19 protein-coding genes are annotated in these 21,330 nt (G+C 36.2%); 8 read left to right on the plus strand and 11 right to left on the minus strand.

What is annotated here, in order from left to right; genetic code table 11:
• The first annotated feature begins 4 nt into the window (after positions 1-4).
• On the plus strand, positions 5-1,024 hold the full coding sequence (locus AC625_RS12900; protein ID WP_049681633.1) for a metal-dependent hydrolase: 1,020 nt from the start codon (positions 5-7) through the stop codon (positions 1,022-1,024).
• Here the strand turns inward: AC625_RS12900 and AC625_RS12905 are convergent.
• On the minus strand, positions 1,013-1,381 hold the full coding sequence (locus tag AC625_RS12905) for a hypothetical protein (protein WP_049681634.1): 369 nt from the start codon (positions 1,379-1,381) through the stop codon (positions 1,013-1,015). The two genes, AC625_RS12900 and AC625_RS12905, sit on opposite strands and share 12 nt — an antisense overlap.
• 348 nt (positions 1,382-1,729) lie before the next feature.
• Here AC625_RS12905 and AC625_RS12910 point away from each other — a divergent pair, with 348 nt between their 5' ends.
• Entirely contained in the window at positions 1,730-2,338 is a 609-nt protein-coding gene (locus AC625_RS12910) for a DedA family protein (RefSeq protein WP_049681635.1), read from the plus strand.
• 258 nt (positions 2,339-2,596) lie between these two features.
• On the opposite strand, the gene AC625_RS12915 is transcribed toward AC625_RS12910, so the two are convergent.
• Positions 2,597-3,241 carry a DedA family protein gene (locus tag AC625_RS12915; protein WP_049681636.1) on the minus strand — a complete coding sequence of 215 codons (645 nt, stop codon included), beginning with the start codon at positions 3,239-3,241 and terminating at the stop codon, positions 2,597-2,599.
• 788 nt (positions 3,242-4,029) lie between these two features.
• Between AC625_RS12915 and AC625_RS12920 the strand changes: the two genes are divergently transcribed.
• Positions 4,030-4,332, plus strand: coding sequence for a hypothetical protein (locus AC625_RS12920; protein ID WP_049681637.1), 303 nt, complete (start codon positions 4,030-4,032; stop codon positions 4,330-4,332).
• 334 nt (positions 4,333-4,666) lie between these two features.
• Here the strand turns inward: AC625_RS12920 and rocF are convergent, their stop codons facing one another.
• From rocF to AC625_RS26800, 6 genes are all read right to left on the minus strand, one after another.
• Positions 4,667-5,566, minus strand: coding sequence for an arginase (gene rocF, locus AC625_RS12925; protein ID WP_049681638.1), 900 nt, complete (start codon positions 5,564-5,566; stop codon positions 4,667-4,669).
• Between the two features lie 187 nt (positions 5,567-5,753).
• Positions 5,754-6,950 carry an ornithine--oxo-acid transaminase gene (locus AC625_RS12930; protein WP_049681639.1) on the minus strand — a complete coding sequence of 399 codons (1,197 nt, stop codon included), beginning with the start codon at positions 6,948-6,950 and terminating at the stop codon, positions 5,754-5,756.
• A gap of 489 nt (positions 6,951-7,439) precedes the next feature.
• Entirely contained in the window at positions 7,440-9,167 is a 1,728-nt protein-coding gene (locus AC625_RS28220; RefSeq protein WP_049681640.1) for a glycine betaine ABC transporter substrate-binding protein, read from the minus strand.
• A 4-nt stretch (positions 9,168-9,171) separates the two neighbouring features.
• Positions 9,172-10,377 (minus strand): quaternary amine ABC transporter ATP-binding protein, encoded by a 1,206-nt coding sequence (locus AC625_RS12940; RefSeq protein WP_049681641.1) that lies wholly within the window; start codon positions 10,375-10,377, stop codon positions 9,172-9,174.
• Positions 10,378-11,267: 890 nt separating this feature from the next.
• Positions 11,268-11,909, minus strand: a complete 642-nt coding sequence (locus AC625_RS12945) for a hypothetical protein (protein ID WP_049681642.1) — start codon at positions 11,907-11,909, stop codon at positions 11,268-11,270.
• A 199-nt stretch (positions 11,910-12,108) separates the two neighbouring features.
• Entirely contained in the window at positions 12,109-12,258 is a 150-nt protein-coding gene (locus AC625_RS26800; RefSeq protein ID WP_156187529.1) for a hypothetical protein, read from the minus strand.
• A gap of 563 nt (positions 12,259-12,821) precedes the next feature.
• Between AC625_RS26800 and AC625_RS12950 the strand changes: the two genes are divergently transcribed.
• The gene (locus AC625_RS12950; protein WP_049681643.1) at positions 12,822-13,466 is read left to right on the plus strand and encodes a YczE/YyaS/YitT family protein; all 645 of its coding nucleotides are present in this window, start codon (positions 12,822-12,824) and stop codon (positions 13,464-13,466) included.
• A 116-nt stretch (positions 13,467-13,582) separates the two neighbouring features.
• Here AC625_RS12950 and AC625_RS12955 read toward each other — a convergent pair whose 3' ends face one another.
• A complete protein-coding gene (locus AC625_RS12955) occupies positions 13,583-14,185 on the minus strand; it encodes a hypothetical protein (RefSeq protein WP_049681644.1) in 603 nt (200 codons plus the stop codon).
• A gap of 161 nt (positions 14,186-14,346) precedes the next feature.
• Here AC625_RS12955 and AC625_RS12960 point away from each other — a divergent pair, with 161 nt between their 5' ends.
• A complete protein-coding gene (locus AC625_RS12960) occupies positions 14,347-15,465 on the plus strand; it encodes an NAD(P)/FAD-dependent oxidoreductase (RefSeq protein WP_049681645.1) in 1,119 nt (372 codons plus the stop codon).
• A gap of 144 nt (positions 15,466-15,609) precedes the next feature.
• On the opposite strand, the gene AC625_RS12965 is transcribed toward AC625_RS12960, so the two are convergent.
• Both AC625_RS12965 and AC625_RS12970 read right to left on the minus strand, forming a co-directional pair.
• A complete protein-coding gene (locus tag AC625_RS12965) occupies positions 15,610-17,730 on the minus strand; it encodes an ATP-dependent Clp protease ATP-binding subunit (protein ID WP_049681646.1) in 2,121 nt (706 codons plus the stop codon).
• Positions 17,731-18,090: 360 nt separating this feature from the next.
• Positions 18,091-18,483, minus strand: coding sequence for a thiol-disulfide oxidoreductase DCC family protein (locus tag AC625_RS12970; RefSeq protein ID WP_049681647.1), 393 nt, complete (start codon positions 18,481-18,483; stop codon positions 18,091-18,093).
• A gap of 297 nt (positions 18,484-18,780) precedes the next feature.
• Between AC625_RS12970 and AC625_RS12975 the strand changes: the two genes are divergently transcribed.
• The 3 genes from AC625_RS12975 to AC625_RS12985 are packed head-to-tail and all read left to right on the plus strand — an operon-like array spanning position 18,781 to position 21,035.
• A complete protein-coding gene (locus AC625_RS12975; RefSeq protein WP_049681648.1) occupies positions 18,781-19,548 on the plus strand; it encodes an SDR family oxidoreductase in 768 nt (255 codons plus the stop codon).
• A 22-nt stretch (positions 19,549-19,570) separates the two neighbouring features.
• Positions 19,571-20,008 (plus strand): hypothetical protein, encoded by a 438-nt coding sequence (locus AC625_RS12980; RefSeq protein ID WP_049681649.1) that lies wholly within the window; start codon positions 19,571-19,573, stop codon positions 20,006-20,008.
• Positions 19,989-21,035 carry an alpha/beta fold hydrolase gene (locus AC625_RS12985; RefSeq protein ID WP_156187530.1) on the plus strand — a complete coding sequence of 349 codons (1,047 nt, stop codon included), beginning with the start codon at positions 19,989-19,991 and terminating at the stop codon, positions 21,033-21,035. Before AC625_RS12980 ends, AC625_RS12985 begins: the two co-directional genes overlap by 20 nt.
• Positions 21,036-21,330 lie beyond the last annotated feature (295 nt).

Below are 21,330 nucleotides of genomic sequence, written 5' to 3' on the forward strand. Positions count from 1 at the left end.
GATAATGGATACAACTTCCCATATTATTATTGGCTTAGGATTAGGAGCGCTCTCTCATATTGATCCTATGGTCGCTGAAAGTGCAACGTTATCATACGCAGTCCTTATAGGTACAGTGTTTGGTTCAAACGCTCCTGATTTTGATTATGTTTATAAATTAAAAGGAAATAGTAGCTATTATCGCCATCATAGAGGATGGTCACATTCACTTCTAGCTCTACCTCTTTGGGGTCTCATCGTTTCTGGATCCATATATTTCTTTTTTTCAGAAGTACCCTTTTTACATTTGTTTTTATGGACGTTTCTCTCTGTGATTTTACATGTTTTTTTAGATTTATTTAATGTGTATGGAACTCAAGCTATTCGTCCATTTTCCACGAAGTGGATTTCTTTTGACTCTATACCGTTGGTAGATCCGTATATTTTATCCCTTCATATTATTGGATTTTTTCTTCTTCCTTTTTATGAAGCAGGAAGAGTTTTTATCATCATATACATGCTGATATTCTTATATCTATTGCTTCGCACGTCTTATGCCAGCTTTACAAAAAGATATTTGCAAGGCCACTTTCAAAATGCAATTCGCATTAAACTCATGCCGAGAGCCGGAATCCTTTATTGGGATTTGTTGATAGAAACGGAGGATGATTTTTTATTTGGTGAATATTCTAGGAAAAGTCTTGTTATTGATCATACACTACCGAAAAAGCAGGATGATTCTGATTTGATTTTGGAAAGCATGAATGACAGTCTCGTATCAGATTTTCTTTCGAGCACAAATTTTGCCTACCCTTTTGTCCAGAAAAAGAAAAATGGAACCTTTGTTTGTTGGAAAGATCTCCGTTTTCGTAACAATAAATTTTTTCCTTATCTTGCTGTTGTGTTTATTTCCACTGAATTAAAAAGCAAAGCTTCCTATACGGGGTGGGTTTATTCTTTGAAGAAATATAAAAAGGTTTTAAGGAAATTAGAGCATACTTCACCTTCTTGTTCTGGAAAGAAGCAATCTTACTTAGAGGGATAATTTATGAATAAGTGATTTTTTAGAAAAGCTAAAAATTGTAACAGGAAAAACGAGCCTTAGAAATAATTCTAAAGGCTCGTTTTTTTGACTAACTAACATTTCCGGGTAGAGAACAGAGTTTGTGGGTGTCAGTTTTTTCACTCCCGGACTCTCCATCGAGTAAATTAGAAAAACTTCGCTAATTATGGGAGCTATTATTTTTATGTTCGTTTGTATGAACCCATTTTGTTCATTTACTAGTGAATGTAATAAATCATCTACGATTTCCTTTTGTTGATATAAAAATAGTGAAGATAGTTTGTATTCGTTAAACAAAGAAATTTGTGAAGCATAATCTTTAAGTGTGATTTGAGACATAGTCTCCCTCCCTTTATAAATTTGATAGATGGTCATCGGAAACATTTGATCAATACTCTTACTCACTAATGGTATTTCGACTAAAATTGAACTCAAACTACATATTTGATTTTGCGAATTGGTTAAATGTTGCTTTAATTTCCCCTATATTAAGGGCCATAATTTACTATGACCTTTTAACTAATTGTTTACAAGGCAATATCGGAATGTAATACTAGAACAGGACCGTCTAATAGTTGTAATGCTGAACTAGAAAACTTCTGTTATGTGCAATCTATTTATGTTTATGATTTATTCGATAGCTAATTTGTTAAAAGTTTTTATTTTCAATACTGGGTGGGTGAATCCATGATGCAGCATTTGATGTATCTTCTAGGACATTTTGGATACTTTGGTATCATCATAGCTTTAATGGGGGGGATTATAGGACTTCCAATACCAGATGAGATTCTTTTGACATATCTAGGGTATTTAGTTTATAAAGGTCAATTGTCTTACATAGTTTGTTTGGTAAGTGCTGTTGTAGGTGCAACTGCGGGTATTTCGATTAGTTACCTATTAGGTATTAAATTAGGATTACCGTTTTTAAGGAAATATGGACCTAAAATTCATCTTACTGAGAAAGGAATTAATAAAACCAAGATATTATTTTTGAAATTTGGACCTTTTCTTCTTTTTATCGGCTATTTTATTCCTGGAATCCGTCATGTAACCGCCTATCTAGCCGGTATAAACGGTCTTTCCTTTAAAAAATTTGCTGTGTATGCCTATTCTGGTGCTTTATTGTGGTGTTTTACTTTTATCACAATTGGGACAAAACTAGGTAGGGAATGGAAAAAGGTTGGTTTCTATCTATCAAAATATAGCCTAAATGTTATTGTCTTTGTAGTTGTTCTTAGTTTAATTATTGCATTTGTATATTGGAGAAAGACCAAATATAATGGAAAAGTCATGTGAAATCATTTAATTACATAAAAAGTTATATTGACTTTTATATTTTTGAATTTAGCCTATAAAGTTCATGTGGAATACCAAGCACATAAACTTCGTAGGCTACTTGCGTTAGATACGGATAGTGCTTTACATTATCTAAAATAATACCCGAATAGGAATGCGAAGCAAAAAAAGAGCTGCAAAAACACAGCTCTAATAAATCAATTTCTTTAGTCTTATAAACCACTTACCTTGCCATGTCTGTTGCTAACTATTTTCGAGTTAGCTTGTTTTTTTAAATTTCATTTGAATGACGCTTTTGGCGACCGGAATGAGTGAAATGATGATAATTGCTATCGTAACCAGACTAAAGTTTTCCTTAATTATCGGAATACTTCCAAAGAAGAATCCGGCTAGTGTCATTAAAAAGATCCACAATCCCCCACCTACGATATTGTAAATGACGAATTTCCTAAAATTCATTTTACTAACACCGGCTACAAAAGGTGCAAATGTCCTAACTATAGGAATGAATCTAGCTAAAACAATGACGATAGGACCTTTTCTCTCATAAAAATCCTGTGCCTTTAGTAAATATTTTTTATTGATTAGTTTAAACCGATCATTTTCAAATACTTTTGGACCAATATAATGACCTATCCAAAAATTAACAGTATCTCCGAGTATGGCTCCAATAAACAAGATTATTAGTAATATCCATATATTTAAGGAACCCTGTGCTGCTATTGATCCAGCTACAAATAGAAGTGAATCTCCTGGAAGAAAAGGAGTGATGACTAATCCCGTCTCACCAAAAATGATTAAAAACAATATGAAATATGTTAGGGTACCATATTGGCTTACTAATGCTAATAGATGGGTATCAATATGTAATATAAAGTCGATTAAGCTTTTAATTGCTTGCACTTTTTCACCTCCTTTGCTCTTCGTCTTTTAATTTAACATGATTGCCTGTTTTAAGGTAGTTTTTTTAAAAAAACGTACTATTTTCTTTATGCTTTTGCTTGTATTTGAGTTTACCAGCTTTTCATGTTTATCATATACCAAATACCAATTTCTCTAGAATCTCTAATTACCATTACTAGTATCTTACTTTATCGATATAAAGGCTAGATGAAGGAATTGTAAAAAAATGATTGGTGTTTCATTAGAATTTTCTAACCTTTTTTTGTCTTTATGTTTAGTTTATAAAAACAGTATTTTTCATTTTCAGTACCATCTTCTTCCTAATTCAGTAAATAGCCAGTTCTCTGAGTGATCTTTGTGAAAAGGTATAACATTTAGTTTGATATTCTGCAATAATTTTATGATGCATTTTTAACTACTGGATTTATCTCAATCTTTTTAGCTGGTAATGCTATAGTTTCAGCATTAATTGAATCATTTTCTATCAGCTTAAAATAATAATAGTAATCGCAGGGTGATGAACAAAAGGGTAAGTTGCTGAAAAAAAGAACACAATCCAGAGTTTTAAAAGTCTGATAGTTTAAAGTGCTTTGTGTTTATAACACGAAGCATTTAGTAAATAGAGCCAAATGCTTGATCCTAACGAAAATAAGTTCGGTATGATCACTTGTGTTTCAAACACGGGTACTTGATGGAATTCTTAATTTTTTTTCTAATTTGGACATTTACCTATACATCTTCTAGGTATAAGCATAGTTTATAGAGAATTAGAAAAAAGGAGGCCCTTTATGAATACTGAATTAATAAATCATATAGATGCAAATGACTTGAGAAGACCATTTGGTTTTGGAGGTTTTGGTCATGGATTTGGTGGATTTGGTGGATTTAGAAGGCCGTTTGGGTTCGGAAGACCATTTGGGTTCGGAAGACCATTTGGGTTTGGCTTCGGTGCTCCTTTTCTTGGAGGTTTGGTCGCAGGTTCCTTATTGAGCGGCGGATATGGATACGACGGCGGATACGGATACGGCGACGGCTATGGTTATCCATATTCATATTCATATCCTTATTATGGTGGATACCCATATTATTAAGTAGATAGTTTAACTAATAGAAAATACGGATTGTTTGACTATATTTAAAGCAAAAAAGGCTGACTCAGGTGTCAGTCTCTTTCGCTTCGCAGTGAAAATGAGGATATCATCCTAGTAAATGCGTAGCTTTTTCCATTGATTGAAATAGAATCTTACATAATAATAACGATTAAAGAACAGAACGGTGTTAAGAAGCTTGTTCGACAATAGTTTCTTAGTCCCTATATATGGTGATGGCAGTAATTATAGAACCAATAAGGAATAATACGGTACCTGCCAATGTAAATAGCCTTCCGGTCAATATGTCTCTTGCTTCCAATAGTTGGGCGTTCAATTATAGAAGCTTTTCGCCAAATAATGAGCCCATCAATGCCACAGCAGCAATCGCAGTTTTATTCTTTTCATCTAAAATCGGATTGACTTCGACAAATTCTGCTGATGTTATAATGCTTGCTTCTGCCAACATTTCCATAGCTAAATGACTTTCCCTATATGAAATGCCTCCTATAACCGGTGTTCCGACTCCGGGGGCATCAGTTGGGTCAAGCCCATCTAAATCTAGTGATAGATGAACATGATTTGTACGTCCTCTAAAGTGTTCAATTGTTTCTTCTATCACTTTTGTCATGCCGATTCGATCAATTTCATGCATTGTATACACTTTGATTCCTTTTTCTTTAATTAACTCTTTTTCTCCTTCATCCAATGCGCGTGCACCGATAATAACTACATTTTCAGGTTTGATTTTCGGCGTGTATCCCCCACACTGAGTAAGTCTAGGATGTCCCAATCCGAGACTTACAGCAAGCGGCATTCCGTGAATATTACCTGAAGGTGATGTTTCCGCCGTATTCAAATCGCCATGTGCGTCATACCAGATGACCCCTATATTTTCATAATGTTTGGAGACGCCAGCAAGCGTTCCAATTGCAATACTATGATCGCCGCCAAATACTAATGGAAAAGCACCGTTTTCGATTGCTTTATGTACCTCAATGGCCAAAAGTTCATTCTTTTCGGCTATTAATTCTAAGTTTCGAAGCTTTGAATCCTGGTCAATGCTCATTTCAGGGCGTCCGATATGAATATCTCCAATATCGTGGACTTCGTAATTCAGACTGCCGAGCCTCTCTACTATACCAGCATAACGGATGGCACTAGGTCCCATATCTACTCCCCGTCTCATTTGTCCCAGATCCATCGGCATCCCAATAATCGTAATTTTTTTATTCATCTTAATTCTCCTCATCAAGTAAGCTTGGTCTTAAAGAACATCATAATCGTTAGTAATAGAAGGAAAATGGGGAGCAATTTATACACTACTCCCCTCGCTTTTTAGAGCTATATTGTTTAGAAATAATACTACGTTGATGAGTAAGTAATTCGATTTTATTCTTGTGTAATCCTTCTTGAAACACCATTTATTTTGAAAGAACCCTTTGGATTATTGCGATAGCCCAATCAAGCTCTTCTTGTGATATCACTAAAGGAGGTGCAAAACGTATGACTGTATCATGTGTTTCTTTACATAATAGGCCTGCTTCCATCAACTTCTCACAAAAAGGTCGTGCAGCTTCCGTTAACTCAAGTCCAATGAATAAACCTTTACCGCGCACTTCTTTCATAAGAGGATTTTCAATTTCTTGAAGTTTTTCTTTAAAGTAATTTCCTAACAATAATGAACGATCAGATAGCTTTTCTTCCTCTAATACTTCAAGTGAAGCTATTGAAACAGCGCATGCAAGTGGATTTCCACCAAATGTTGAACCATGTGACCCAGGATTGAATACGCTGAGAATGCTTTTATTAGCCGCAACGCATGAAATCGGGAATACGCCTCCACCTAGTGCTTTACCTATAATATATACATCAGGAATCACATTTTCCCAATCACAAGCAAAGTTTTTTCCAGTACGACCAAGTCCAGATTGGATTTCATCTGCGATGAATAATATATGCTCTCTTTTACAAATCTTTTCAACCTCCCGTAAATAACCATCCGGAGGAATGATGATGCCAGCTTCACCTTGGATTGGTTCAACGATAAAAGCTGCTGTAAGCGGAGTGATTGCTGCCTTTAGTGCTTTTATATCTCCGTATGGAATCAGTTTAATTCCCGGCAGGAACGGACCAAATCCTCTTTTATATTCATGTTCTGAAGAAAGCGAAACAGCCGTCATCGTTCGTCCATGAAAATTCCCGATACAAGCAATAATTTCTGCTTTGTTTTCTGCAACGCCCTTTACATCATATGCCCAGCGTCTTGCTGCTTTAATAGCTGTTTCCACAGCCTCAGCACCCGTATTCATTGGTAGAATCATATCTTTTCCAGTTAATTTTGCGATTTTTTCATAAAACGGTGCAAGCTGGTCATTATGAAAGGCTCGTGATGTTAAAGTTAATTTATCTGCTTGCTCTTTTAACGCTTGAATGATTTTGGGATGTCTATGCCCTTGATTCACTGCCGAATAGGCACTTAACATATCCATATAACGTTTGCCTTCTGGATCATTTACCCACACTCCTTCGGCATATGAAATTACAATTGGCAGCGGATGATAATTATTGGCACCATATTTAGTCGTTTTTTGAATAATTGCTTCTGATTTCGAGTTCATTTCTTTATTCCCCCTTATAAAATTGCTTCTAGTTAATTCCTATACAAGATATTGACTCAACTTTAGCACTTTCTTTATTTTTTATTTGCTGAAAACTGTCACATATCATGTCTTTTTTATATAGTAATTAACATAGGAAATTTCATTACGAAAAGGTGGCGAAATGAAATTTATATTTATGTACGCAGCGTTAAATATTAGTGGTTTGGAATAATACTTTTAAATATAAAATTATTTATTTTATGTAATTTAGGGATTAAGGATATATTATATATTCTATCGAGGTAATTATTGAAATACATATTTCCTTAGAATAAGTTAAATCCTTATTATTGAAGGGTTTCTCATCTTTGTTCCTTCTTAATATGATTTACAAAAAAAGAGTTAGACCACGTTCTCTATACACAGCGCTTGTGGTACTAACTCCCAATTTGAGCTGCAATTTTGAGTGCGGGTCTGACTCTTACTTTATTAGATATTTTGATCTTTTTATTTTAATTCTTCTATAGAATTAATATCGACATATTTTGGTACAACTAAGCCCGTCTTCGTTCCTTTAAGGTTGGGTCCTAGGTCAACGAAATTATTTTTATAAGTATTATAATATTCGAGATGGGTACTTGGTAGCCACGCACTAACCGTTGCATCGGCACTGCCATTGGCAATACCAGCATACATTGGTCCCACTTCAACTTGACTTAGTGTAACCTTGTAGCCATTTTGCTCAAGAACTTTGCCAATCACATTTGTACTGGCTATTTCTGTGTCCCAGGCAACATAGACAAGTTTGATACTTTCACTATTTCCTGTTTGAGCACCTTTTGTCCATTCAGCTACTTTATCTTGATTCGCATTGATCCATTTTTCAGCAGCTTTAGATGGGTCCATACCTCCAGTAACATCAACCATCACCTCTTCCATATCACTTGTTTTCCAAGCAAATTGATCGAGAATGGTATAAGCGCCCGGTGCATCTTGTTCGAGTCCTTTTCTAACGATTGTATTAATGTTTTCGGCCCCACCATAAGAATTATTGGGGTCTTCGAGATATTTCAAATCGTATGTTGAGAACATCCAATGTGGTGACCATCCAGTAACAATGATTGGTTCTTTCTTATTATAGGCTTTCTTCAATTCTGCAACCATTGCCGCCGATGACCCTTCAACAAGTTGCCAATTATTCAATTCGTATTTTTTTAATGCATCCCTAGTCTGCTTCATCAACCCAGCGCCAGGTTCAATACCAATGATTTTATAGTTCGTTTGTCCGCCAATGCTGTTTGGATCTCCTTTCACAGCATTTTCCTTTGTAATTGTACCAAATAATGCTGCAACTACCACAAGTACAGCTAAAATTGAAATGACAATTTTTCGGCTAACAATATGCTCATACGCTGGTTTACGTAAGTTCTGCGTAATACGATCGAGAATAATTGCAATGAAGACTATGGATAATCCAGCTTCAAAGCCTTGCCCTACATTTATTTGACTTACAGCTCTGTAAACATCTGCTCCAAGTCCAGGTGCTCCAACTAATGAAGCAGTAACAACCATTGATAGAGCAAGCATGATACTTTGGTTAACCCCTGCTAAAATCGTTGGAGTTGCCAATGGTAATTGGACCTTAAATAATTTTTGACTACTAGTCGAACCAAATGCATCCGATGCTTCTATTAGATCTTTAGGTACTTCTTGAATTCCAAGATTGGTCATGCGGATTGTCGGTGCAATCGCGAAAATGAACGAAGCGATAATCCCGGGCACGACGCCAATTCCAAAAAATAAGATGGATGGAATTAAATAAACAAATGCAGGCATTGTTTGCATAAAATCTAAAATGGGTGTAATAATTTTTCTCACTGTGTTACTTTGCGCACACCATATTCCGATTGGTATCCCAATCAGTATGGTGAGAAATCCTGATAATATTACGATTGCAAGTGTTTGAATACTTGATTCCCAATAACCAAGGTTATCAATCAATAGTAAGCTAATTAACGTAAAAATTCCTAAAGGCCATCTACTTGTATATGCAACCAAAAGGGTAAAGACAATAATTAATACGATAGAAGGTCCTACACTCATTACATCCACTAGGAAATTTAATAGCCCCTCAATCGCACTGGTTATAAGAGAAAATAATCCAGCAAATGCAATCGTTATCCAATCCACTAGAGAATCTACCCAAGCTCCTAGGGGAATTTTCGGCATATTCATTTAATCAATCACTCTCCATCTCGTTCAAAGAATCTTTATTACCCGCTAAAGCACCTATTACAGCTCCACGAATAATAATCCCTTTAATTCTATTCTCTGCATCTATGACCGATATCGGTAGACTTGAGGTTGCCATCACGTCCATAAGATCTACAAGTAATGAATCTTCTGTAACGGTTGGGATATCAGTTGTCATCACTTCAGAAATGGATTGATTCTGATCAATTGCCTGACGTGCTTCTTCGGCAGTCAACGCCCCTAATAGCTTCTGCTTACGATCCACAACAAATATGCTGGAATATCCTTGTTTTCGCATAATTTCCAGTGCAACCCTTGGTCCTCGGTCTACACCGATTTTCTCTGGACGTTTCATAACATGTGATGCCGTTAATACTTTGGATAAGTCCACATCTTCAACAAATTTTTCAACAAATTCATTTGCAGGATTCATCATTATTTGTTCAGGTGTACCGAGTTGAATGACACTGCCATCTTTCATCAAGGCAATTCTGTCACCTATTCTTAACGCTTCATCAAGGTCATGAGTAATAAAAATAATCGTTTTTTTGTATTGTTCTTGTATTTCGAGTAATTCATCTTGCATGTCTTTACGAATTAATGGATCGAGTGCACTAAAAGCTTCATCCATCAATAAGACATCTGTGTCACTAGCTAGTGCCCGTGCAAGACCTACCCTTTGTTGCATTCCACCACTAAGCTGTGATGGAAGCTGGTTTTCATACCCTTTTAAGCCAACGACTTCAAGCGCATTCATCGCCTTTTCTTTACGAACATTGGGATCTACTTTTTGAATTTCGAGCCCATATTCGGTGTTTTCCAAAATCGTTTTATGAGGAAATAGTGCAAAATTTTGAAAGACCATGCTTATTTTCTTTTGCCTTACTTCTCTTAATCGATTTGCATTCATCTTCACAATATCTTCATTTTCAATCAAGATTTCTCCAATTGTTGGATCAATCAATCGATTAAACATGCGAATTAGAGTGGATTTCCCACTTCCTGATAACCCCATAATAACGAAAATTTCACCGGGGTAAATTTCGAAATTAATATTATTAACCCCGACAGTTTGACCTGTTTCTTTCAAAATTTCCTTTTTTGATTTGCCTTGCTTCAATAAATCAATGGCCGCTTTTGGAGATTTGCCAAATATTTTCGAGACATTCCTGACTTCTACATACGGATTCATCAAGTCACCTCATTCTAATAGTTGCCCATATCGTATTCAGTTTTGCCGAATTTTTCTCGTTTTATGATGATTAATCATAAAACGTGCAAGCGCCTATATGAAACTTCGACTAGGAATTGCTATATCCATTCAGACGCCGAAGTCAGCACACTCGAGATAATAGAAGAAGCGCTAAGTGCCACCTCCATATGTCTCCTTCGTTCTGACCCACATACTTCGATTAATATTTCGACTAAGGAATACCGCGTCTTTGAGAATGACGAACTCAGGTGATCCTGTGCTTGCCGTCAAGGCTTTGCTTGACGCGACTCGAGAGGTCAGCTGCTTGCGCTAGACACCAAAATTGAAAAAAAAGATTCCCGTAAGCAATTTTTGCTTTAAGTAAGTTTGTGATTAAATGAGCATTTCGAGTAGGGAAAGAGGTACAATCACAATTGAGGAAACTAGCAGATACAGCATACATCAACTGATATATAATGGTTATTTTTACTCCCAAGGTTTGACTTAGTCCATAATTTACTAATTGTGTAACCCGGAAGTACTTGTTTACCTTAACAAAAAGTGAATAAAAATTCAAACGAAGAGGGTCGGAAATTAAAAAATACTTATATTTTTGTATAAAACAAGACCTAAAACCAATCAAAAAGACTTCTGCAAAAGAAAAAACAACACCTTAAATGTGCTGTTTCTAAATTTTTCATATTCAATAGATTATATATAGTTATTTATCTCGCATTAACGGGCAGTATTTCCCTAACCTCAAGGTTTAGAGGAATCAAGGAAGCGTAGGTGGGAGATAACTTGCCCGTAAAATCCCGATTGAAGTTTCACTTTATATTTTTTTATACACTACATTTATACACTACCTATGTAGTTTTTATTAAATATCTTTATAGTGAATCCCAAAGTGCTGCAACTTCGGTTTGTTTTTGTTCTTTTTTCAGGGCTTCAATTGTTTTTATTTTCTCTTGTGCTGATTTTATCAGTGTTTGGTATTCAATAAAAATAGCTTTCATCTCTTTAGGTATAATTATTGCATATGGGAATATCGGCTTCTCATCCATATATTTATTTCCACTTTCAATCCACGCTTTATATTTTTGTTGCCCAGAAGTAGATGAAAGATTTATAAATCCGTCTTTAGAAAGAACCACTCCCAATTGCCCAAATATATATTTAATTGCTTTTTCGATATCATCGGGAATTCTGTTATTTTCATAATATGATCTATCCTGCTGATCATTTAAATGCCACCAAATAGTAGTATTGTCGAGATGTACATCAATTAAACTGGCAGCATTTTCGATTAAAGCGTTAACTTCAGACTTTAATTCCTTTAGTCTTTTTTCGCCAACTTTTTCTGCTAATTCTGGGTTTTCTTTAATTTCATTTCTGGCCGTATGTCCCATCCACTCCTTTACATAGGGAACAGCCGCTTTCTTAAATCTTATTCTAACTTCTTCCATTTTGTTAATCACATCATTGATAACGCTTTCATAATTAGAAATAGATACTTCGTAATTTTCAGACATTTATATTACCTCCTTCATTTATAAATATTGTATCATAATTCCGAAAATACAGACAATATTTTTTACATATCTTATCGTTAATAATTTAATTGTAATTTTCAATGGAAATATATTATTATTTTTGTTCAGTTACGTACTATTGTTTACAAAAAAAAGAGACCTTCAATCTTATTAAAAAGAAGGTCCATTCTAAAAAAATTCATTTAAGCAAACCATGTTTATTCAAGATTTCTGTTTCAATATCTTTACCGTTGAAAAAGATCGGTACTTCTTCGACCAATGCAAGGGTATTTGATTTTTCCGAGCTTCTCTTCAATGTACAATTGAGTATAAGGGCTTTAATTGTCATTTCACCACCAATTCTTTAAGTATATGTTACCTCCCTTCTTCCCTATCGTACTTTATGTAAAACATTTGAATTAAGATTATGAACAATTCACGTTTTATCTAGGTATAAAAGCTAAAATATCTCCATCAAGAAGTGGTAATTAGTAATAAGTCTCTTCATTATAAATATGTTGTAATAGAAGGTGGAGATTATCAATCTTATAGTGCTCGGGAAACCATACTGTTATCTACTCTTTCGAGTTCTTATTTTCTTAAATACGCCAATTAAATTTTAAAACAATTGAGTAAATTAATTGGGGATTTCAAATGGAGATAATATAGAAGGACAATCCGGACATTCATAAGGAGTTTGATACATTCATTTCTATCTCTATAAACTTAAAGCCTGTTTACACTTCATGATTAGAGGAATGTTATCACAAGAGAGCTAATTAAAGGATCTTCTTATGCAACGTTATAATTGCTTGTGAAAAAGCCATCATGGAAACCATTCCATTTTTCACTTGTTCTTTCCCTTCTGGTGTTTTAAAGTAATGGGTATATATACAAGTTAGAGGTGAGTTAATGGGTTTGCGTTTTTTTCGCTATTTTATATTTTTCCTAGGCTTAATATTATTTGGATTAGGGAATGCGATTGCGGTCAATGTGAAATTTCTCGGCTTGCACCCTTGGGAGGTTCTTAATGTTGCCATGTTTCAACGTTTTGGCATGACGATTGGAACATGGAATGTAATTTGTGGACTAATACTGGTATTTATTGTCTTTATTATTGACAAAAGATACATTAGTGTCGGTACATTTTTTAATGCATTACTGATAGGTCCAATCATGGATTTTTTCTTATGGCTTAATATTCTTCCCCATGCAACGGAGCATTTATGGTTAAATTTGCTAATTCTATTATCTGGAGTTACAATCACCGGGATTGGCGGTGGTATGTATGTAGCTTGCGGGTTTGGAGCAGGTCCACGGGATGGATTTATGCTATCGGTATCTGATAAAACGGGATTATCTGTAAGTCGCGCTAGGATTGTCGTAGAAACACTGGTTCTGATCATCGGGTTTATTTTGGGAGGTCCAGTGTTTGTTATGACATTTATTTATACGTTTATTCAAAGCCCTGTATTTCAGTATTCAATGAAAATAATCCGAACATTTATAGATTCCTTAGATAGAAAACAGAAAGAACAGCTTGAAGTACCCCTTTAACTATGAAAAAACAGCCCTAAATAAAATTTAATGGGCTGTTTTTTCATAGTTATTGGAGATAGAAAACTATAAGTGTATCGGCAAATCCTCCACTTTTCGTATAGCCAATCTCTCTTTTACTTTGCCACTTCGACTTCTGCAACTAATGTAAATAAGAAACGGTAAATAAGTTGAAGTGCTTCCCCGATCGATAGTTCCTCTTTAAAATCAGAGAGAGGATTCAATGAAAAATTCAGATCCCACATACCATCTCCTTGGTTGAATAGTAAATCAAAAGATGTTGAATCACCAAGATGTTTTTCCAGTAATTGTTTAATGACAGGACCCATTTTTTTCTGTTGCTTTAGGCCAAGCATTACATCGTATGTACCAAACACATCATCAAGTTCAAGTGACACAGATTCAACCCCAATTAAATCAAATGAATCAGACTCAAAATACATAAACTCCTTCTGATTTTTTTTCAAAAAATCAAGGGATTGAGTTAAAAAAGCACTGTTTTCTTCTGCAATGAGATCTTCCGATTCTTTATCGCTTCTTTCGATATAAACATCAGCAAAACGCATTTCATCTTTCTTCTCTTCTACATATATTGTATTTAGATCAATGAGTTGATATGTTTCAGCATACTCTTTTTCTTCCTTGTATAATTCAATCTTCTTTGTATCGCCCTTTCTTAATTCTTCCGCTATATATTGTTCCAATTTGTTTTTTATCAAAATAATAATCCTCCTCATGTCGCTCTAACCTTGCAACTGATTATACAATACTTTACACAAGGAACGGAATGATTTTCGATTCAATCTTGGCAGAGACTGTGACGTTCTAGTAAATAGGTATATAATGATCATATTGAAATTGTAAGAAAAGGATGTTTTATATGCAAAAGTTTATTATCGTTGGAGCTGGAATTCTTGGAGCATCAACCGCTTATCAGCTTTCAAAAATGGGTTCGGAAGTCATCATTGTCGACCGCAAAGATGCTGGTCAAGCGACAGATGCGGCGGCAGGAATTGTTTGCCCTTGGCTATCGCAGCGCCGAAATCAAGCATGGTATCAGCTTGCGAAGTCAGGTGCACGTTTTTATCCTGAATTAATTGACGAACTTGAAAAAGATGGAGAAATGGAAACCGGTTATGCTCGAGTTGGAGCGATTAGTATACATAAGGATGAAGAAAAAATTAATGCCATGGAAAAACGCGCTTTAAAGCGAAAAGATGATGCACCTGAAATCGGGAAAATCGTCAAACTCTCGGAAACAGAAACAAATCGCCTATTCCCTCCGCTTTCAGAAGAATATGCTTCGCTACATGTCAACGGTGCGGCTAGAGTAGATGGTCGTTCGCTGAGAGATTCATTGCTTCGGGCGGCAAAAAAAAACGGAGCAAAACTTGTTTATGGAGATGCTGTTCTTCAATTTGAAGGAAAGCGAGTTACTGGAGTTCAAGTACATGATCAGAAGCTAGTAGCAAGTAAAGTGATTGTATGTGCTGGTGCATGGGCCAATCAATTATTCCAGCCATTAGGAATTAACTTTCAAGTAAGCTTCCAAAAAGCACAAATCGTTCATTTAGAACTGCCAGAAACAGAAACAAGCGCTTGGCCGGTCGTTATGCCACCGAATGACCAATATATGCTCGCATTCGATAATCAGAAAATTGTGGTGGGTGCTACGCATGAAAACACGGTGATGTATGATACACGCTTGACAGTAGGTGGAATGAAGGACGTGATGGATAAAGCATTGGATATAGCACCTGGTCTATCGGATAGTACGTTTTTAGAAGCGCGGGTCGGTTTCCGTCCGTTTACACCTGGATTCCTTCCAATTATCGGATCTATGCCAGGTTGGGATGGACTAATAGTCGCAAACGGCCTAGGAGCTTCAGGACTGACAATGGGGCCTTATATCGGATTGCAAATGGCAAAGCTCGCACTTGATTTGCCATTGGATATTGAATTAGAGCTTTACGATGTGAAGGGGGCAATAGAAGACTGATTTTCCGAACTCAAAAACGAGGTTGTCCCAAAGGGTCTAACCTCACACTCTATCACCGCTTATTGTGTCATTTACACATTATAAGCGATATCTAGTAGATGTGGGGTTCTGATCCTTTCGTTACGGAACAGCCTCGTTCATCGTTTATTTTTCCACAATTTTCATTTTGTTATTTTCTACAATTGCCTTAAAGCTTTTTACTTCAGGTTGTTCAAATATAAAATCTGCAATCCCATCTTCCAATTGTTCTTGAATCATTCTGCGAAGAGGACGTGCCCCGTAAGCTGGATGATATCCGAGATCCACAAGTTTTTCTTTTGCTTCTTCTGTCACTTCTATTGAAAGATCTTGTGCTTCAATTGTTTCATACAGTTCTTGTAACAGTAAGTCAACAATTTGCAATAGGTCATCTTTTTTCAGTGCTGCGAATTCAATGATGTTGTCGAAACGGTTTAAGAATTCAGGCTTAAAGAAACTGCCGAGTGATTGCAGAATACTTGCTTCCTCAGCTACAGTACTTGTTCCAAAACCCATGACATTTTGTTTTTCTCTAACACCGGCATTACTTGTCATGATTATGACTGTATCTTTAAAGTTAACGGTTCGCCCTTGACTATCCGTTAGACGCCCATCTTCTAAGATTTGTAAAAATATATGCATTACATCAGGATGGGCTTTTTCAATTTCATCAAGAAGAATAATGCTATACGGTTTACGACGAACACTCTCGGTCAATTGTCCTGCCTCTTCATGCCCTACATAACCTGGTGGAGAACCAATTAGTTTTGATACACTATGTTTTTCCATGAATTCGCTCATGTCTAGTCGAATCATCGCATCTTTAGAACCGAATAACTCACTTGCTAGTGATTTTGAAAGTTCGGTTTTCCCAACGCCAGTAGGCCCTACAAAAAGGAAGGAACCAATCGGACGTGTTTTTGATTTCAATCCAGCACGGCTTCTTCGGATTGCTTTGGCTACTTTTTTCACAGCTTCTTCCTGACCAATGACTTTCTTCGCTAGTTCTTCTTGCAAATGTAACATTTTCTGCTGTTCATCTTCCTGTAATTTGCCGACAGGAATGCCGGTTTTTTGCTCAATAATGGCTTGTATGTCCTCTACTGTGACAATTGGGCTTTCCGGATTTTCTTTTTGTAGGAGCTTGCCTAGTTTTTCTTCCTCGTCTCGTAATTTAGCAGCATCTTCATAATTTTCCTCTTTAAGTGCTTGTTCTTTTTCTTGGAAAATTTGCGCCAAACGGGCTTGGATATTCTCTTGATCCCTTGCTTCTATCTTTAAGTTCAATTTTGAACCTGCTTCATCCATTAAATCTATCGCCTTATCTGGAAGAAAACGATCTTGAATATAACGATGTGATAGCGTAACCGCTGCTTTAAGCGCTGCTTCACTGTATTCAACTTCATGATAGTTTTCATAGTTTGATTTTAGTCCTTGTAAAATCGTTATCGCATCAGCAATACTTGGTTCGTTAACAGTTATGGGTTGGAAACGACGTTCTAGTGCCCCATCTTTCTCAATTTTTCGATACTCTGATAGAGTTGTCGCACCGACAAGCTGAAGTTCACCACGTGCTAAAGCAGGTTTTAGTATATTACCAGCATCCATGGAGCCTTCTGCAGAACCCGCACCAACAATTTGGTGAATTTCGTCAATAAATAAGATGACATTTTTTCTATCCTGCAATTCAGAAATTAGCTGTTTCATGCGTTCTTCGAATTGTCCACGTATTCCGGTGTTGGATACAAGCGAAGCAACATCAAGTGTATACACTTCTTTCGTTCGTAATTTTACCGGAACATCCCCCACTACAATTTTCAAGGCCAATCCTTCAGCAATCGCCGTTTTACCAACACCTGGCTCCCCGATCAATACGGGGTTGTTCTTATTCCGGCGGTTTAATATTTCAATAACGCGTCTCACTTCTTCTTCCCTACCGATGACTGGATCAATAAGACCAACTTTTGCTACATCCGTTAAGTTTCGGCCATATTCGTCAAGTAATCCTCCACCTTTATGTTCCGTTTGTTTCGTAGCTTGATTATGACTATTTATATGATTTAGATGTTGATTGAATGCTTTAAAGAAATCTGGGTTGAATGAAGACATCTCCTCATTCATCGCTGATAATTTATTTGATTCTTTTTTATAACATGTGGAGCACAATTTCACGTCATGCTGCTGACCGTTGACAACCATATAAACTTGAATATTAGCTTGTTTATCTTGACAAATTTCACAGTACATACTGTACTCCCCCTTAATTGTTTCGAATTTTAACTTTGACTATCTTTGACCTTATTATACCTTGACCTTCTTTGACTTTCAAGATTTTTGCTTAAATGAAAAATTGGTGTTTTTAGAAGAGCTTAATCAAATAGCTTGAGGTACAATTGTTTAGTTTGAAGATGTAAGCGAGATTAGGATTTTGTAAAAAAACTAATGAGGATTTCTATCGCACTTTCATTTCCGCTTCTAAAGCGTACTACAAGCATCCATTTTAGTTCTAACTTAAACTTTGTCATAAAAAACCGCACCTCCAATTGTTAGATTGTGTCTAACAATTGGAGGTGCGGTTCACGACTACTCTGCTTTTTCTCATCCCCATTAATCTAAAAATCGCTTCCTAATTTCTGGAGAAGGAATTACACATTGATCTTTTTTGCCGAACCATTTATATCTATTTTTAGCGATGACCCCATAAATCCAATTTCGAAATGGTACAGGAACAAGAATTAAAGGGTAAAGAAATTTCCAGCACCATCTTAAGTTTTTGGTGATTCTAAGTGCAGCTGCGGACTTTTCATAGGCTTTATTATGTTCTATAAGGACAAAGCTGTCCATGTTTGAATCAAGATTGTACTTTTTTAAAAGATCTTGCCCTAATGTACTTTGGATTGATGCGAAATTATAATACCCTTTTGGATCACGTTTGATGATGAACTGCACACTTTTATCACAAAAATTACATTCTCCATCAAATAAAACGATACCCTTCATCTTCTCACCTTCCATCGCCGACACATGATTTTGTTTTGGATCTAAGAAGTTTCTTTCATTTATCTATTTTTTAAAATTGTTTGAACAACACTGATGTACATTGAGCTTCCTTATTCTTTAACATTAGCGTTTCACTACACATATTGCAACAGATGTGTTTCTTGAAGTGCGTAAAGTCATTCACTGACCTCAATACTCCACAAAAAAATTGGCGGGGGCAGATGGTTATTTTTACGCACACGTTGGGGTGTGCTTGTCTATACTATTAAGAAAGGTAAATGGATTGGAGGTTTATAGATGAATCGATTCGATTTAACTGGAAAATCAGCTATTATTACAGGGGGTGGCCGCGGTCTTGGGTTACAGATTGCGAGTGCCTTAGCTGAAGCTGGTGCCAATATCGTAATTGCCTCCCGCGACATTACGGCGTGTGAGGCTGCCAAAGAAGAACTTAGTAAAATGGGGGTCAAAGTGCTTGCTTTTCAATGTGATATTACAAAAAAAGCCGATATCGATCATGTTGTGAGTGAATCTGTTGCAGAATTTGGTTCAATCGATATTTTAGTGAACAATAGCGGTACATCCTGGGTATCTCCTATGCTTGATCTTAAAGAGCATCAATGGAAAAAAGTAATGGATGTTAACGTAACCGGTACTTTCTTATTTTCTCAAGCAGTCGCAGCAGTCATGATCAAACAGCAATCTGGAAAAATTATTAATATAGCCTCTGTGAATGGATTTGGAGGTACTGCCCCTGAATTATTAGACACTATTGCTTATAACACAAGTAAAGGAGCAGTGATTACCTTTACGAAAGACTTAGGCGTCAAACTTGCAAGACATGGGATACAAGTAAATGCGATTGCCCCTGGTTTCTTTCCTACAAAAATCACACAAAAAATTATTGCGCAAACAAATTTTGATATTCTCGGGAATATGCCGGCAGGACGTTTCGGAAATCAAGAGGATTTAAAAGGTGCTGCTATTTTCCTTGCCTCAAAGGCATCTGATTATGTGATTGGTCATGTATTGGTTGTCGATGGCGGAATTACAGCACTCGTGTAAACTATATGAAAGGAAGATCATGATGGCTAAAAAACGGGATGTTTATTATGAATTGAAGAAACACGGAACCAATGCAGAACGAAAGATTAATAAGAAAATTCAAGATTCATTGAATAAAAAAGAAATCATTGAACTCGCAAGTTTATACTCTAATCAAATTGCCCCGCAAATTAAAAGAAACCAAGAAATTGTAGACTCGTTGTCCATTGCTCTTAATTTTCCTACAAAAAAAGATGTAGCTAATATCGCTAAAATGACCGTTCAACTTGAAGAAAAACTTGATAAATTAGACGAAACCCTGACTTCCCTGTTTCAAAAAAACCCTCAAATTAACATGGCTAATAACAAAACATCTGCAGATGAAAGAAAAAAACGACTAAAAAAGATTTTACTAACTTCCCTCTTTTCTGGAGATAATGCAAATGAGATGGGGAATTTAATTGGAAAAGCGAAAATCTAATCCAAAAAAAGCATCGAGATTGCAAAGTTTCTTAGACATCAAAAATCAAGAAATGCCACAAATAGGGATGACTCCGAGAGTAGCTGTCTGGAAAAAGAATAAGGCAACATTATGGCATTATCCAGCTAAGAAAAAACGATACAGCGTACCAATTGTTATCGTTTATTCATTAATAAATCAGCCTTATATTTTTGATTTAGGTCCTGGTAATAGTTTGATAGAAGCTTTTGGTAAAGAAGGATATGACATCTATTTATTAGATTTCGGAATTCCTGGGTACGAAGATGGAAACATTTCGTTAGATGAGTATATATTGGATTATATTCAAAAAGGAGTACAGCGAGTTCTTAGACATTCCGGTGCAGAGGAAATTACCTTACTTGGTTCTTGTATTGGTGGTACATTAGCTGCCATGTATGCAGCGATTGCAGAGGAGCCAATAAAAAATTTAATCTTAACGGTTTCTCCAATCGATTTCGAATCAGTACCCCAGTTTGATCAATGGACTGAAGCACTGCGTGAAGGAAGAGTCTCGTTTGATGAGATTTTGGATGTATTTCAAATTGTACCAGCTAAAGCCGTTAAGTCCGGTATGCGACTGATGACTTCTCCCGTTTATGTGTCTCCTTTGCTGTCCTTATTATATCGGGCGGATGATGAAGAATATGTGAAAAGATGGCGGCGTTTTAATGCCTGGACAAATGATCATATTCCACTAACGGCAGGAACAATAAAGCAGATGGCGGATGATCTCATAATTGGTAATAAATTGATTAAAGGAACACTTAAGATTCGAGGAAAAAAAGCAAAACTAAATAAAATAAAAGCTAATTTATTAGTCATTGCAAGCCAAAGTGATCGACTCGTGCCTAAAGCGATGATTGATCCGATTATGGGTGCCGTTTCAAGTACTGATAAAACATTACATCTATTAGAAAGTGGTCATGCCCAAATGCATTACGATGATACACTTCCTACTTATTATAAAGAATGGCTACCAGAGCGATCTGGACCGATTGGTCCCTGAAATCGAGTAGGGGTTGTCATTTTTGACCACCCCTCTTACTGATCCGTACGTGCGGATCTTCGCATACGAATCCTTTCACTAATTCCCATTTGTTACAAGGGGCATATATCTAGACTCAAGACTGACCAATCCAAGTTTTATAAGGTACTGATTGTCCAAGGCTCCATGTATCATGGAGCTTTTTGAACTCCTCCAGGCGAACATTCTCGTACCTCTCAAGCTACTTTCATTCCACCCTTTCTTTCTAAGATCCCGATACAGGCTTTTTACATGCCTCCAACTTTTTAGTTGAACC

It is taken from the genome of Peribacillus loiseleuriae (assembly GCF_001183985.1).
GTDB lineage: Bacteria > Bacillota > Bacilli > Bacillales > DSM-1321 > Peribacillus > Peribacillus loiseleuriae.

Excerpts from the sequence above, each read along its gene's own strand:
- AC625_RS12900 (WP_049681633.1), top strand. The coding sequence starts at position 5 with ATGGATACAACTTCCCATATTATTATTGGCTTAGGATTAGGAGCGCTC.
- AC625_RS12905 (WP_049681634.1), bottom strand. The coding sequence starts at position 1,381 with ATGTCTCAAATCACACTTAAAGATTATGCTTCACAAATTTCTTTGTTT.
- AC625_RS12910 (WP_049681635.1), top strand. The coding sequence starts at position 1,730 with ATGATGCAGCATTTGATGTATCTTCTAGGACATTTTGGATACTTTGGT.
- AC625_RS12920 (WP_049681637.1), top strand. The coding sequence starts at position 4,030 with ATGAATACTGAATTAATAAATCATATAGATGCAAATGACTTGAGAAGA.
- rocF (WP_049681638.1), bottom strand. The coding sequence starts at position 5,566 with ATGAATAAAAAAATTACGATTATTGGGATGCCGATGGATCTGGGACAA.
- AC625_RS12930 (WP_049681639.1), bottom strand. The coding sequence starts at position 6,950 with ATGAACTCGAAATCAGAAGCAATTATTCAAAAAACGACTAAATATGGT.
- AC625_RS28220 (WP_049681640.1), bottom strand. The coding sequence starts at position 9,167 with ATGAATATGCCGAAAATTCCCCTAGGAGCTTGGGTAGATTCTCTAGTG.
- AC625_RS12940 (WP_049681641.1), bottom strand. The coding sequence starts at position 10,377 with ATGAATCCGTATGTAGAAGTCAGGAATGTCTCGAAAATATTTGGCAAA.
- AC625_RS12945 (WP_049681642.1), bottom strand. The coding sequence starts at position 11,909 with ATGTCTGAAAATTACGAAGTATCTATTTCTAATTATGAAAGCGTTATC.
- AC625_RS26800 (WP_156187529.1), bottom strand. The coding sequence starts at position 12,258 with ATGACAATTAAAGCCCTTATACTCAATTGTACATTGAAGAGAAGCTCG.
- AC625_RS12950 (WP_049681643.1), top strand. The coding sequence starts at position 12,822 with ATGGGTTTGCGTTTTTTTCGCTATTTTATATTTTTCCTAGGCTTAATA.
- AC625_RS12960 (WP_049681645.1), top strand. The coding sequence starts at position 14,347 with ATGCAAAAGTTTATTATCGTTGGAGCTGGAATTCTTGGAGCATCAACC.
- AC625_RS12965 (WP_049681646.1), bottom strand. The coding sequence starts at position 17,730 with ATGTACTGTGAAATTTGTCAAGATAAACAAGCTAATATTCAAGTTTAT.
- AC625_RS12970 (WP_049681647.1), bottom strand. The coding sequence starts at position 18,483 with ATGAAGGGTATCGTTTTATTTGATGGAGAATGTAATTTTTGTGATAAA.
- AC625_RS12975 (WP_049681648.1), top strand. The coding sequence starts at position 18,781 with ATGAATCGATTCGATTTAACTGGAAAATCAGCTATTATTACAGGGGGT.
- AC625_RS12980 (WP_049681649.1), top strand. The coding sequence starts at position 19,571 with ATGGCTAAAAAACGGGATGTTTATTATGAATTGAAGAAACACGGAACC.